This window comes from Saccharothrix coeruleofusca (assembly GCF_017876325.1).
Classification (GTDB): Bacteria; Actinomycetota; Actinomycetes; order Mycobacteriales; family Pseudonocardiaceae; genus Actinosynnema; species Actinosynnema coeruleofuscum.
Window position 1 is genome coordinate 3878996 of sequence record NZ_JAGINV010000001.1, and the last position, 13854, is coordinate 3892849.

General features: G+C 71.6%; 10 protein-coding genes. 5 read left to right on the forward strand and 5 right to left on the reverse strand.

From position 1 onward, the window contains the following. Positions 1–182: 182 nt before the first annotated feature. The 3 genes from JOF41_RS17355 to JOF41_RS17365 form a co-directional block, all read right to left on the reverse strand. Complete coding sequence (locus tag JOF41_RS17355) at positions 183–3233, reverse strand: AfsR/SARP family transcriptional regulator (protein ID WP_209620299.1); 3051 nt, start codon at positions 3231–3233, stop codon at positions 183–185. 450 nt (positions 3234–3683) lie between these two features. Further along, a complete protein-coding gene (locus JOF41_RS17360; protein WP_209620301.1) occupies positions 3684–5198 on the reverse strand; it encodes an FAD-binding oxidoreductase in 1515 nt (504 codons plus the stop codon). Continuing rightward, positions 5174–6712, reverse strand: a complete 1539-nt coding sequence (locus JOF41_RS17365) for an alpha/beta hydrolase (RefSeq protein ID WP_307867444.1) — start codon at positions 6710–6712, stop codon at positions 5174–5176. Before JOF41_RS17365 ends, JOF41_RS17360 begins: the two co-directional genes overlap by 25 nt. A 451-nt stretch (positions 6713–7163) precedes the next feature. Here JOF41_RS17365 and JOF41_RS17370 point away from each other — a divergent pair, with 451 nt between their 5' ends. Then, positions 7164–7976, forward strand: a complete 813-nt coding sequence (locus JOF41_RS17370) for an IclR family transcriptional regulator (protein WP_189227091.1) — start codon at positions 7164–7166, stop codon at positions 7974–7976. A 13-nt stretch (positions 7977–7989) separates the two neighbouring features. Here the strand turns inward: JOF41_RS17370 and JOF41_RS17375 are convergent, their stop codons facing one another. Further along, positions 7990–8784 (reverse strand): alpha/beta fold hydrolase, encoded by a 795-nt coding sequence (locus tag JOF41_RS17375; protein WP_307867445.1) that lies wholly within the window; start codon positions 8782–8784, stop codon positions 7990–7992. A 652-nt stretch (positions 8785–9436) separates the two neighbouring features. Here JOF41_RS17375 and JOF41_RS17380 point away from each other — a divergent pair. After that, a complete protein-coding gene (locus tag JOF41_RS17380; RefSeq protein WP_209620304.1) occupies positions 9437–10555 on the forward strand; it encodes an FAD-dependent monooxygenase in 1119 nt (372 codons plus the stop codon). Positions 10556–10631: 76 nt separating this feature from the next. Continuing rightward, a complete protein-coding gene (locus JOF41_RS17385; protein WP_189227090.1) occupies positions 10632–11177 on the forward strand; it encodes a hypothetical protein in 546 nt (181 codons plus the stop codon). Between the two features lie 155 nt (positions 11178–11332). Here the strand turns inward: JOF41_RS17385 and JOF41_RS17390 are convergent, their stop codons facing one another. Next, positions 11333–11755 carry a hypothetical protein gene (locus tag JOF41_RS17390; RefSeq protein ID WP_189227089.1) on the reverse strand — a complete coding sequence of 141 codons (423 nt, stop codon included), beginning with the start codon at positions 11753–11755 and terminating at the stop codon, positions 11333–11335. Positions 11756–12113: 358 nt separating this feature from the next. Here JOF41_RS17390 and JOF41_RS38300 point away from each other — a divergent pair, with 358 nt between their 5' ends. Together JOF41_RS38300 and JOF41_RS17400 are read left to right on the forward strand one after the other, a co-directional pair. After that, positions 12114–13145 carry a sensor histidine kinase gene (locus JOF41_RS38300; protein ID WP_209620307.1) on the forward strand — a complete coding sequence of 344 codons (1032 nt, stop codon included), beginning with the start codon at positions 12114–12116 and terminating at the stop codon, positions 13143–13145. Continuing rightward, positions 13142–13768 (forward strand): response regulator transcription factor, encoded by a 627-nt coding sequence (locus tag JOF41_RS17400; protein ID WP_189227087.1) that lies wholly within the window; start codon positions 13142–13144, stop codon positions 13766–13768. Before JOF41_RS38300 ends, JOF41_RS17400 begins: the two co-directional genes overlap by 4 nt. Positions 13769–13854: the final 86 nt, after the last annotated feature.

A 13854-nucleotide genomic window follows, 5' to 3' on the forward strand; every position in this document is an offset into this window, starting at 1 on the left:
CCCTCGGCGGTGCCGGCGGTTGCGGACGGACCGCCATGGTGTCGCCGACTCATAGTGACTCCTCGCGGTTCGGTGACCTGCGATCCGCCGAAGTCGTACCGCGGCCACGACGATGGGTGACACGTGCGCCGCTCCACCCTGGCCGCACCGGTTACCGATTCGTTCCCTTCGCAGCGCGCCGGTCAGGTGCGCGCCGCGGACGGCACGCCGAGGTCCCGGAAGATCTCGTCGGCCCGCTCGCGGTGGCGCCTGGCCTGCTCCACCTCGCCCAGCGCGGCACTGGCCTCGGCCAACCCGACCAGCGCACGGGCTTGTTCGATCCGGTAGCCGATGTCGGCCGCCAGCGCGTGCGCCCGCTCGTGCAGCACGAGCGCCTCGGCGTGGTCCCCCTCGGCCCGGCGCAGGCGGCCGATCATGTTGCCGATGACGACGCGCCGGATCGGGGTCCAGCGCGCCTTGTGGTACTGCAGCCCGAACTCGACGAACCTCCGGGCCTCCCCCGGTCGGCCCATCCGGTGGGCGACCAGCGCCGACAGGGCGTAGCCGAGCGCGACGTCACCGGGCGCGCCGACGTCATGGCCGAGTTCGCGGACCCGCCGCAGGTGCTCGTCGGCCTGCTCCAGGGCGCCCATGCCGAGCAGGGCCAGCGCCAGATCGACGAGGGCCACGATCTCGTTCTCCGAGGCCCCCAGCTCGCGGTTGATGACCACGGCCGCTTCGGCCGCCTCGGCCGCCTCGGTGTAGCGGCCCCACTGCTCGTAGAGCGAGCTGAGGTTGGCCAGGGACTCCGCCTCGGTCCGGGCCGCGCCGAGCTCCCGCTTCATCCGGATGGACTCCTGGAGCAGCGACAGGGCGTCGCCGAACCGGCCGGAGGTGCACATCAGCAGGCCGAGCATGCCGGTGTCCTTGGCCACCCCGCGCTGGTCGTCCAGCTCCACCGCGAGGTCCAGCGCCTCCGACGCCGCCGCGATCCCGTCGCCGAGCCTGCCGAGCTTCCAGTGGGCCACCGCGGCGTTCGACAGGCTCAGGCGCAGCAGCTCCGGGTCGCCGAGGCGTCGTGACGAGACCACCGCGATCCGCGTCACCTCGACGAACTCGGTGTACAGGCCATCGGCGTCCAGGGGGAAGACGACGTTGCGGGCGAGCCGGGCCACGTGCCGGTCCAACCCGCGCGCGTGCGCGAGCACGACCGCCTCCCGCAAGGTGGTCTGCTCGCGGTCGAGCCACTGCCGCGCCGCTTCGCGGGTCGACAGCGCGGGCAGGGCGGGTGTGCTGTCGGTCGGTTCGGGCGACAACCGCACGCGACCGGGGAACAGCTGGTCGCAGACGTGGTCGGTGGCGTGGACGAAGTAGTCGAGCAACCGCTTGAAGGCGTCGGCGGCGCCGTCGTCGTCGCCGGTCAGGTCGAACTGGTTGACGAAGCTGCGCACCAGGTCGTGGAACGTGTAGTAGCCGATCTCGTGCTGCTGGAGCATGTGCGCGTCCAGGAGCACCTCCAGCACGCCCTCCGCGGCCTCCGGTGACATGCCCAGCAACGCCGCCGCCGAGTTGACGTCGATGTCACGGCCCGGATGGGCGCCGAGCACGCGGAACGCCCAGCGCAGCCGCGGCGCGAGTCCCTCGTAGGAGATCCGCAGCGTCAGTTCGACGCCGCGCTCCCCGGACTTGAGCTCGTCCAGGCGCCGCGACTCGTCACTCATGCGGTCGACCAGGTAGCCGATCGGCCAGCGCGGACGGTTGCTGAGCCTGCTCAAGGCGATCCGCATCGCCAGCGGGAGGTGACCGCACAGGTCGACCAGCTCGGCCACCGCCTCGGGCTCGGCCGCGGTGCGCCTGCCACCCAGCAGCTTGGCGGCCATCGCCGCACTGTCCTCCCTGGTCATCGTGCCCAGCGACATCCAGTGCGCACCGTCGAGGTCGATCAGCCGTGTCCGGCTGGTGACCAGCACGAGCGATTCGGGGCCGAGCGGCAGCAGCGGCCACACCTGGGCGACGTCGTAGGCGTTGTCCAGCAGGACGAGCAGCCTGCTCTGCGCCGTCGTCGCCCGCCAGAGCATCGACCGCGCCTCGACGTCGTCCGACATCTGGTCGGCGCCCACGCCGAGCATGCCCAGCAGCGTCTCCACGGCGTCACCGGGCGGGAGCGGCTGCGCCCCGGCGGTGTAGCCGCGCAGGTTGAGGTACAGCTGCCCGTCCGGGTAGCGGTCGGCGACCAGGTGCGCCACGCGCACGGCCAGCGACGTCTTCCCCACGCCCCCCATCCCGTCGATCGCGACGATCCGCGGGCCCCGACCGGCGGGCTCGTCCAGGTAGCTCAGCAGTTCCCGCAGCTCCGACTCGCGGCCGATGAAGTCAGGGAGGTCGTAGGGCAGCGTGCGGGCGACCGCCGCGGCAGTCGGCTCCGCGACCGGCTCGGGCTCGGCGGTCGCGACCACCACCGGTTCCCCGGCGACGGGCGGTTCGAGCGCGGGGTCGGTGCGCAGCATGCGCTGGTACAGGTCCGACAGCTCACCGCCGGGACTGATGCCCAGCTCCTCGGCCAGCAGCTCGTGGACCTTCCGGTACTCCTCCAGGGCCTCCGCCTGCCGCCCCGAGCGGTACAGGGCGAGCATCAGCTGCCCCCGCAGCTTCTCCCGCAGCGGGTGGGCCACGACGCGCTCGCGCAGCTCGCTGACCAGCTTCCAGGACTCCCCGCGCGACAGGCGCAGCTCGTTCAGCTGCTCCACCGCGTCCAGGTACCGCTCCTGCAGCGCGACGTCCGCGGCCCGGATCACCGGACCACCGGCGCCCGCGAGCACGGATCCGCGCCGCAGCGCGAGCGCGCCCTCCAGGTGTGTCGCGGCCTCGTCCCACCTCCGGGCCTCGGATGCCTTCTTGGCCTTGTCCAGCAGGTCCAGGAAGATGTTGACGTCCACCTGCTCCGCGGGCAGGACGGCGCGGTAGCCGGGGCTCTCGGTGAGGATGATCTCGTCACCGGCGGGGATGAGCTGGCGCAGGCGGGCCACCGCCTTGCGCACCTGGTGCGTCGCGGTGGCGGGCGGGTCCTCGTCCCACACCGAGTCGACCAGCTGGGAAATGCTGAGCACCTGACCGGACTCGAGCAGGAGCGCGGCCATCACCCGCGTCTGGACGGCCCCGCCGAGGTGGATGCGGCGCGTACCGGCCCAGCACTCCAGCGACCCCAGCACGTTGATCCGCAGCTCCGACTCCGCCTGAGAAGGCGCGCCACCCATCAGAAGTCGACACCTTTCCGCACGCAGGCCACGCCGTCACACCCTTCACAGGTCTTCCATGCGGCCGCGGCGGACGGACCCCGGTACGTCACCCACCGCTCGCGGAACCGCGAATGCCCGAATGGGGCGGTGGAACAGCGCAGCACGACATCCCGGACGACACCGGCCTCCGGCAGGGAACGGTCGCTCCCGATCAGTCCCTCACCCCGGCCCAGAATGGACGTCCAGCTCCTTCACCGCGCTCCACCAGAACCCGAGACTTCCTCCGATTGGATCATCTGAGACGGAAGCCGATCGCGCAAGAGTTCGCACGGATGCCTGCACGAAAGGGAAACGATCCCGCCTGAACCCAATGCCCCGCGCTTATTGAACCGAAAACGACTTGTCGCCACAGGTTGACAATCGGGATTGAGTGTGCGCACGGGTTGTCGCCGCTCTGAGCAGTGGGAATCAGCGCAGGGACTGCGGGAACCGCAGCACGCCGTCGGGGTCGTACCGCCGCGCGATCGCGCGCAGCCGCGGCAGGTTGTGCCGGTACGCGGTCCTGGCCCAGTCCTCCTGCCGGGGGTCCAGGTAGTTGATGTAGGTACCGGTGCCGATCAGGCGGGCCAACGCGGTCTGCACCTGGTCCACCTCACGGGTGACCCGCTCGGGCCGCAGGTCGCCGACGGTGCCGAACACCTCGACGGACGTGGGCGCGCCGCGGTGCGGGTAGGCCGTGTCGGTCGCGCCCCTCCGGTCGATCGCACCGCCCAGCGCGCCGATGATGAGCAGGGCGCTCTCCCTGCCCCGCAACGTCTCCACCACGGCCGTCGGGTCGTCCCACATGCGGTCGGCGATGCGCGAGGACGCCCGGAAGGCGTTGCGCGTCGGATGGCCGCCGGTCATGATGCCGGTCGCGGTCGGGTAGTCGACCTCGGCGTGCTCCAGCGGCGCGTCGACCCCGATCGCGGCGCGCAGCCGCGCGAGCTCGCCGAGCAGCACACCCTCCGGGCCGACCGCGCACCCGGTGACGTCCACCGAACCGTCCGGCGCGGCCACGCAGACGCTGGACACCTCGTCGGGGACCGCGACGCTCCACGGCTGCCACGCGCCGAGCACGTCCGCCGCCGAACCGGCGGGGAACCGCAGGCGGAACACGGTCAGCACCTCCGGCACGGGGACGGTGGCGAACTCGAACGAGGTCACCACGCCGAAGTTGCCGCCGCCACCGCCGCGCAGCGCCCAGAACAGGTCCGGTTCGCACTCGGCCGACGCGGTCAGCAGCCTGCCGTCCACGGTGACGACCCTGGCCGAACGCAGCCAGTCGCACGCCAGGCCGAAGGTGCGGTCCACCCACCCGAGGCCGCCGCCCAGGGTGAACCCCGCGATGCCGACCGACGGGCAGTTGCCCAGCGGCAGGCAGCGACCGGCGGCGGTCAGCGCCGCGTAGACCTCGCGCAGCCGGGCGCCCGCGCCGACCACCGCGGTGCCGTCCGACCGCACCTCGACGGCCGCCATCGGCGCCAGGTCGACCACCAGCCCCTCGTGCGGGGTGGAGTAGGCGGCGTAGCTGTGCCCGCCGCCACGAGCCGCCACCCGGACACCGGACTCGCGCGCCTCGTCCAGGCAGAGCCGCACGTCCTGCGGCCGCGCGCACCGGGCGATCGCCGCGGGCCGGTGGTGGTCGAACAGGGAGTTGAACGGCAGCCGCGCGGTGTCGTAGCCGACCTCGCCTGGCAGCAGCAGCTCACCGGACAACCGATCCCGCAACCGCGCCCACCGCTCGGGTCGCGTCCCGACGACCGCGTCGCCCCCGACCACCGCAGCGCCCGCCCACCGCAGCACGTTCCGCCGTGAAACCACCACGCAGACCTCCCACCGCCGGGCCCCGATGCAACCAGCCGCGGAATCGGCGCGGAACCGCTGTTCGGCCGACCGCACCGGCACCGCGACCACGGTCATCGCGGGGCGATGTCGGCGCACTCGACCTCCTTGTCCGGCAGCCTGCCGGTGGTCAGGAACGTCACCGTCGCCTCGTCCACGCACGTGGAGCCCTGGTTGTAGACGTAGTGCCCGCCGTTGTCCGCGCCGACGAAAGCCGCGCGCTTGCCGAGGGCCTCGTACAGCCCGATGCCGTCCTCCCACGGTGTGGCGTTGTCCCTGCGGTTCTGCAGGATCAGCGTGTTGCGCGGTCCCCGGCCCGTCACGCGGACGGGCTCTTCGACCGGCTCCGGCCAGAACGCGCACGCCCAGATGTTGGCGGGCATCCCCGCGGTCAGCGGCCAGGCCGCGCGGTCCTCGGCGGTGCGGCGGGCGTACTCGTCGACGTTGCCGGGCCACTGCGCGTCACCACAGGTCAGTGCCAGGAACATGGTGGCCTGGTTGTCGGCGGGCACGCCGGGGGTCGGCGGCGGCGCGGCGAAGACCTGCTGCAGCACCTGGCCGTCCGCCTCGCTGAGCGTGCCGTCGGCCAGCCCGGCGGCGGCCTTCCAGAACCGCGCGAGCACCGGGAGGCTCTCGTTGTGCAGCAGGAGGCTGTAGGTGACGGTGCGCAGCATCGGCCCCGTCAGGGCCAGTGGGGTGCCGGGGACGGGCGCGGGGGTGCGGTCGAGGCGGTCGGCGAGTGCGAGGTACTTCCGGGTCACCTCGTCGACGGTGCTGCCCAGTCCGAGCGTGGCGTGCTGCGCCGCGGCGACCTTCGCCGCGTCGGGGAAGCGTTCCGACATGGCCTTGCCCCAGTTGTCCGTCGCGTGGGCCCAGACCTTCGCGGGGTCGACGTTGCCCTCGAGGACCACCCGGTCGGCGTGCTCCGGGAACAGCGATTCGTAGACGGTGCCGAGGTACGTGCCGTAGGACTGGCCCCAGTAGGAGATCTTCTTCTCGCCGAGCGCCGTGCGGATGCGGTCCATGTCGCGGGCCGTGTTGGCGGTGGTGAAGTACCGGAGCTTCTCGCCCGCGTTCGCCGCGCACCGTTCGGCGTCGGCGCGGGCGTGGTCGACGTTCGCGGTGATCGAGCCGTCCGCAGCCGGGTACGGGAAGAGTCCGACCAGGGACGGGTCGTCGAGGCCGCAGCTCTGCGGGGTGCTGTGCCCGACCCCACGCGGGTCGAAGCCGACCAGGTCGTAGGCCGCCAGCACCGACGGCGGCAGGGTCGGCGCCACGACACCCGGTGTGTCCAGGCCTGCCAACGCCGGGCCGCCGGGGTTCAGCAGCAGGACACCGCGGCGGTCACGGGACTTCGCCGCGGGCAGCTTCGAGACGGCCACCTCGATCTTCTCGCCACCGGGGTCGCGGTAGTCGAGCGGAACCTTCACCGTTCCGCAGGTGAGCCGGGGGTCGCGACTGGCGCCCTCGGCCAACGCCGGGCACTTGCCCCAGGTGATGCGCGACGTGGCGGCCGTGGCGGCCGCTTCGGCGACGACCGGTGGTGCGTCCCCGTTCGTCGCGTCTTCCTCCGGGGCGGCACCACAGGCCGCCGTCGCGACGGTGAACCCCACCGCGATCACCACTGCGGTGAACCTCCGGGGGATACCGGCTTTCACTGACCGTTGCATTGCCTTCAACGCCCTTGTTCTCCAGTTTCTCGGTGTGCCACGACGAGCTGACGCCGTTGTCAGCGAACCTATGGGAGGCCGCGGCGCCGAAAATCCCCTTGATATGGACACTTCTTGTAGCCCTCATGGGGGACAGCGGCCTACGGCCGACTGACCGTCACCCGATGCGTGGTCGGTGCCGCCTGCGGAGCTACCCGAATCGTCGTCACCACCGCATCGGGGTGGACCGCACGCAGGGGCGGGGACGGCCCCCCTGGCACTTCGTCAGCCCCGCGAGAGGATTTCCTCCACGGCGCCCACCAAGCCCAGAAGTAGTCCAAGGTTGAGGTGTTGCGAAGGACCGTTGTGCCGGCGTGAGGCACAGCTGTGCGTCGGAGTGTTACGTTTCGCCGCGATGGGCACCGAGGACCAAGCAGGCGACGCGGCAGGCAAGAACAGGCAGAGCAGCGGCATCCGTTCGATGAACAGCGTGCTCAGCACCCTTCGCGTGTTCGAGGAAGTGGCCGCGCGTCAACCGATCGGCGTTTCGGAGCTGTCGCGGGCGACCGGCATCCCGAAGAGCTCCGTCCAGCGGTGCCTGGTCACGCTGCAGCAGGCGGGCTGGCTCAGGGTCGTGGACCCCGAGCACGCGCGGTGGGGCATGACGATGAAGGCGCTCATGCTGGGGTTGCGCGGTGCCGGGGAGAAGGACCTGCGCGAGGCCGCGGCTCCGGTGATCAAGCGCCTCGCCGCCGAGACGGGCGAAACCGTGCTGCTGGGCCTGCGCGACCAGGCCGAGTACGTGATCATCGCGCAGGAGGAGAGCAGCCAGGTCGTCCGGGTCTTCATGGACATCGGCACGCGCGTGCCGCTCGTGGCGAGCACCGGAGGCGTGTCGATCATGGCGCGGCTGGCCGCCGAGGAGGTCGCCGACCTGCTGCGCTCGGACCTGACGTCGTTCGCCGACACACCCCTGCTGCCCCCTGACCAGATGCTGCAGGAGATCGCCCGGACCACCGAGCGCGGCTACGCCCTGGACATGTCGTCGTGGTTCCGCCCCCACGTCGCCTCGATCGGCGCCGCGATCACCAACGCGACCGGACGGCCCATCGCGGCGGTGACACTGGCGATACCGGTGATGCGCTACGACCGCGAACGGGAGAAGTCCTTCGCGCGACTGGTCGTCGCGGCGGCGCAGGAGATCAGCGACCTGATCTCCGCCACCTGACCGCGTCCGCCCCTTACGCGCCCACCACACCCGCGATGAGCTCGGCCGTCGCCTTCGGCGACTCCACGTGGAAGTGGTGGCTGCCGAGGTCGACCAGCACGAACTCGACCCGGTCGCCGAGGCGGTCGAGGGCCTCCCGCGTCACCAGCGAGCGCACGCCGAACACCGTGATCGGCTGCTCGACCTCGTTCAGCGCTTCGTCCATGTCCCACGCGACGAGCCCTTCGAACGCGCGCACGCCCGCGGGCTGGCGCACCGACACCATCTTCTCGAAGTACGCGTCCTTCACCGCTTCGTCGGTGCCCGCGGGCGAACCCGCCTCGACCATGCTCCGCACCAGCCCGGCGAAGTCCTCACGCACCGACCGCAGCAAACCCTCCGCCCGCTCCTCGTCCGCAGCCTCGAACAGGAACAGGTAGTGCAGGGCATCCAGCGCGACGATGTGCGTGACGACGTCGGGACGCAACCGGCCGATCTCCACGGTGACAGCGCCACCGAGCGAATGCCCGACGACGACGCACTCCTCCACCGCTTCGGCGTCGAGCACCGCCGCCACGTCGCGAGCGAACTCCCCGATCGTCCAGACCTCCCGCGTCGAGCGCGACTCCCCGTGCTCGGCGAGATCGACCGCGATCACGCGGAACTCCCCCGACAGGTGCTCGGCCACCTCGTCGTAGTCCCTCCGATCACACGCCCAGCCGTGCACGAGGACCACCGTCGGCCCCGTCTCGGGGCCGCTGACCGCGTACCGGATGGTGGTCTCCCCCGAGCGCCGCACCTCACGGTCGACCGCCCCGCTCACCCTCACCACAACCACTCCTTGTGCCACAATGCGGTACGTCGTATCGCTCAGTAGCATGAAGCTAGACAGGCGCACGTCGGCTGTCAACGCGCCGGTGCGGCGAAGACCAGGGGGTCGTCTCACCGGTGCGGCAGTACTGCTGAGTGAGCGGAAAGCCCACCTCCGCGCACCGTCCGCTACGGCCGACTCGCCGAAGGTGGTGCCGAGCTGCCGGAATTCCGCGCGGCGGGATCACCGGCGGTATCGCACGAGCTCACCGAAGCCGAATTACCACGAAAACGTCAATCAGGCGCGAACCCGACGATCGCGGCAGGAGCGAAAAGCGACGGGCGGCGACCACCGCCACCTCGACGTGCCGTTCCCGGAACGGCCGCTTCCGTCCGCGACTTCTTCGTCCCGGACACCACGCGCGCTGGAGCGGTGCCGCACTACGGGCACCGCGAACCGTCCGCTCCTCCCGACTCCTGGGGATACCGCCCCGTCCGCGGTGCGACAGATCCGCGAGGGCGGCATTCTCGACCGGGACCGCGTTGACGATCCGAACGAGCCTGGCTACTCTGAAACGCCGTTCGGAATCGATCGGTTCAGTTACGGCGTTTTCCGCCGCCGTCGATGTCCGCCGCAACGGCATTCCACTGGCAACCACCAAGGAATCGACATGACCCGCACCGTCCTCGTCGTCGGCGGTGGCACCGCAGGCAACGCCCTGACCGTCCTGCTGCGCCGCGCCGGGCACGCGGTGGACCTCGTGGAGGCCGAACCGAGCTGGAACGCCACCGCGGGCTCGGGCATCACCTTGCAGGGCAACGCCCTGCGGGTGCTGCGCGAGGTCGGCGTGCTCGACGCGGTGCTGCGCGAGGGATTCCCGTTCGACGGGATGAGCCTGCTCGCCCCGACCGGTGAGGTGCTCACCGCCCAGCCGGGCGCCCGCCTCGGCGGCGACGACCTGCCCGCCACCACCGGGATGCGGCGCCCGCAGCTGCAGCAGCTGCTCATCGACGCCGTGCGCGCCTCGGGCGCGTCGGTCCGGCTGGGCGTCACGGTCACCGCGCTGGACAGCGACAGCGGGGACGCCGCGTTCTCCGACGGCACGACCGGCCGCTACGACCTGGTGGTCGGCGCGGACGGCCTCAACTCGGCCACCCGCCGCCTGATCGGGATCACGGACGTGCCCGCGCCGACGGGCATGGCCATCTGGCGGGCCCCGGTACCGCGCCCCAGGGGTCTGGAGCACACCCAGATGATCTACGGCGGGCCGTGCTTCATCGCCGGGTGCTGCCCGACCGGACCGGAAACCGCTTACGCCTACCTGGTCGAGCGCAACCGCGACCGCGGCGACATCGCCCCCTCCACCTACGCCGACGAGATGCTGCGCCTGGCGCGGGGCTACGGCGGGCCGTGGCCGGAGATCCGGGGCGCGCTGACCGACCCGGCGGTGGTCAACTACACGTGGTTCGACCGGCTGCTGGTAGAGGGGCCGTGGCACCGGGGCCGCGTGGTGCTGGTCGGCGACGCCGCCCACGCCTGCCCGCCCACCCTGGCCCAGGGCGCGGCCATGTCGCTGGAGGACGCCTCCGTCCTGGCCGAGCTGCTGACCACCCACGACACCTGGGACGACGCCCTGCTCACCACCTATCGGGACCGCCGCTACCCGCGCGTGCGCGTGGTCGTGGACGCCTCGGTGCAGCTGGGTCAGTGGCTGCTCGACGATGCCCGCGACGCCGACGTGCCGGGCCTGATGGGCCGGGTGATGGCGACTCTGGGGCAGCGGCCGTGAACGCCCGACCGCGCGCCCGGCTCTCATCGAGCACTTCGAGGCGGGACCACCCACCACAGCGGGGAGTGAAATCCTGATGGCGGCCTTCCACGAGCTGGTCGGGCTGGATCTGCGGTCCCTCGCGGCACGTCTCGCCACCGGGTCTCCGGCTCGGTCCGAACTGGAAGCGCAGCAGTGGCTGGCCGTGGTGCAACTGCTGACCGCCCATATCCTGCGCGACGCCGTCGAACTGTCCGGAGGTGACTGGCCGCTCGTCACACGGGCATACGCCTATGCCGTGGAAACGGCGATCGCAGCAGGCGACTTCGACCACCGGGAGAAGACGTACCGAGCCCTGCACCTGTCCTCCGACCTGCTGTGGCAGGTGCCCGCCAACCCCGACATCGAGCTGCTCGACCCGCACCGGATGACCGAACTCCTGATCCGGGAGCTGCCGATGCCGGTCGAGCGGGCCCGAGCGCGAGCCGAGCACTGGACGACGCTGGAACGACCGGAAATCCTGGTTCTGCGCATCGCCAAGGAGTTCCTGCGGCCGGGTCTGCGCCTGGCCCACCTGGCACATGGTGAGCAACTGCCCGAACCGTTGAAGTCGTGGGAAGAGCTCTTCCCGTCATTGCCCTGAGTCGGCCTGTCGACGCCGACCCGCGCCAGGATGACGCGGGCGCGGTTGAAGGCGACCACCGGGAGGCAGCGGCCGAGAACTCGGCGCGGGCGTGCACGAGGTCACCGGGATTCACGGGCGCGCCGCCGCTGCGGTCATCGTCCGATCCCAGGAGCTCAGGGCGTGGGCAGCGCCTTGCACGCCTCGATCCGGGTCTGCGGGAACAGCTTGGCGGGATTGGGGGCCATCGACCACGGGGCTCCGTCCGCGTGGTGGCCGAGGACGCGGAAGTGGTCGATCACCTCGGCGTAGCGCTCGTTCGCCGTCAGCGCGAGAATCGCCCAGCCCCGGTCGCCGCGCAGCCACCGCGTGTCGGCGCCCACGCTCGCCAGCCACGGCAGCAGCGCGTCCAGTGCGTCCAGCACCATCGGCGAGCGGAACGCTTCGGGCTCGTCGGTTCCCATCTCGTGCGCCGCCCGCAGCGCCAGTGCCGCCAGCGACGGGGACGCCGTCGCCGTGCGGGTGGCGAAGTCGCACATCAACTCGTGCGACTCCAACCACTTCTTGCACCAGTACTGCAACGCCTGGGCGTGTCCCATCCGGTGCGGCGGGGCGCGGGCGACCAGCTCGTCCCACAGCTTCCCGACTGTTTGCTCGCCAGGCGCATCGGTGAGAGCGCTTTCGCGGTCCTGGCCGGGTGGAGCGGCAGCCTCAAGACCATGTCGTTCCTCGTCGTCAAGGTCGGCAGGCGGTCCCGCGGGCCGTGACGGCAGCGCGCGGCCGAGCGATCCCCGTCGAACGACATTCCCAGTACGCCGCGACCGCGGACGCCGGGAGAGTTGTACCAGCACCACGGCGCCGTCCAGCACGGAGACGTCCCGATCGTCTGACCAGATGGCCAGTCGCCTCGGCCGGAAGGCCGAGGCACGCCGTTCTCCCAGTGCGTACGATCCCGTCGTGGAGGAACCTCGCGGCCCCTGGTGGGCACGAACGCCAACGCTGCTCGTCGCGACGGTCGTGATGTGCACCGGTGTCTTCCTGAGGACCGGACTGCTCAGCGGCTTCAGCCGGGCGGTGCTGCTGGACGGGCCCGGCGTCGGCGCCAGCCTGTTCGAACACCCCGTGCTGACCGCGGCCGAGCTGCTCGCGGGGACAGCGCTGCTGGTGGCGCTGGCGTGGACAGCTCCGGTAGCCGTGGCATCGCCGTCCGTTGCCGCCGTGGTGCTCGTCGGCGCGCACGCGGCCTGGATCCGGTGGTATGAACTGGTCTCGCGCGCGGAAGCGGCCGGCTTGGTCCTGGCGCTGGGCGTGGTCGCGGTCCTCATCGGGGTGCTGCTGCGGACGCGGGAACGGTCTCGGGTGTTGCTCGCCGCCGCGGCGGTGGATCGGGCCCGGCACGAGGAACGGCTCGACATGGCCAGGGAGCTTCACGACGTGGTGGCGCACCACGTGTCGGGAATGCTGGTGCGGGCGCAGGCGGCGCTGTTGGTGGCCGAGCACGACAAGGCGGGCGCGTGCGAGATGTTGCCGGGCATCATCGACGGCGGCACCGACGCGATGGGAGCCATGCGCGCGATGGTCAGGACCCTGCGGGACAGCGGTGTCTCCGCCGCGACCGGCGACCTCACCGCCGACCTGCACCGGCTCGCCGAGCGGTCGGAGCTGCCGGTGCGGACCAACATCGAGCTGACCGAGGTGGTGCGGCCCGAGCTGGGACGGTCGGTGTTGCGCATCGTGCAGGAGGCGTTGACCAACACGCGCAAGCACGCCCCGGACGCGACGAGCGTGGAGGTGGACGTGCGGCTCACCGCGTCGGCGGTGCTGCTGTCCGTCGTCGACAACGGGACGAGCAGGTCCGCGCACTCGGGCGGGTTCGGGCTGATCGGCATGGAGGAACGGGTGCACGAGCTGGGTGGGCGGTTCTTCGCCGGAGCCACGGGGGACGGCTGGCTGGTCACGGCCGAGCTGCCGCTGGAGGCGCGCGCGTGATCTCCGTGCTCATCGCCGAGGACCAGGCCATGGTCCGCGCGGGTTTCCGCCTCATCCTGGAGGCGCAGCCCGACGTGGAGGTGGTCGCCGACGTCGCGGACGGGGTCAGCGCGGTGCAGCGCGCTCGCGAGTTGCTGCCGCAGGTCTGCCTGGTCGACGTGCGGATGCCGGGGTTGGACGGCCTTGAGGTCACCCGGCAGCTCGCGCCGCACACCCGCGTCGTGGTGGTGACCACGTTCGACAGCGACGAGGTGCTGCAGAGGGCGCTGGACCTGGGCGCGTGCGGATTCCTCACCAAGGACGCGAGTCCCGGCCTGCTGGTCGAGGCGGTCAGGTCGGCGGCGCGGGGTGAGGCCCTGGTGTCCCCGCAGGTCGTGTCGCGGGTGCTGCGGCGGTCCGCGTCGCCGGTCCCGACCAGCGACGCGGACGTGCTGACCCCTCGGGAGCTGGAGGTCGTCCGCCACGTCGCGCGAGGGCTGAGCAACAACGAGATCGCCTCCGCGATGAGGATCTCGCTGTCGTCGGTGAAGACGCACCTGGCATCGGTGCAGGGCAAGGTCGGCGCGCGCAACCGCGTCGAGATCGTCACGTGGGCGTTCCGCGCGCGCGTGGTGGCGGGCTGACCACGGCCACCCGGCCTGCTCCGCGCTTCTCGGGTGGCCGAACGGCCATGATCTTCCGGCCCATCGGCCGATCCGGCGACAGCCCT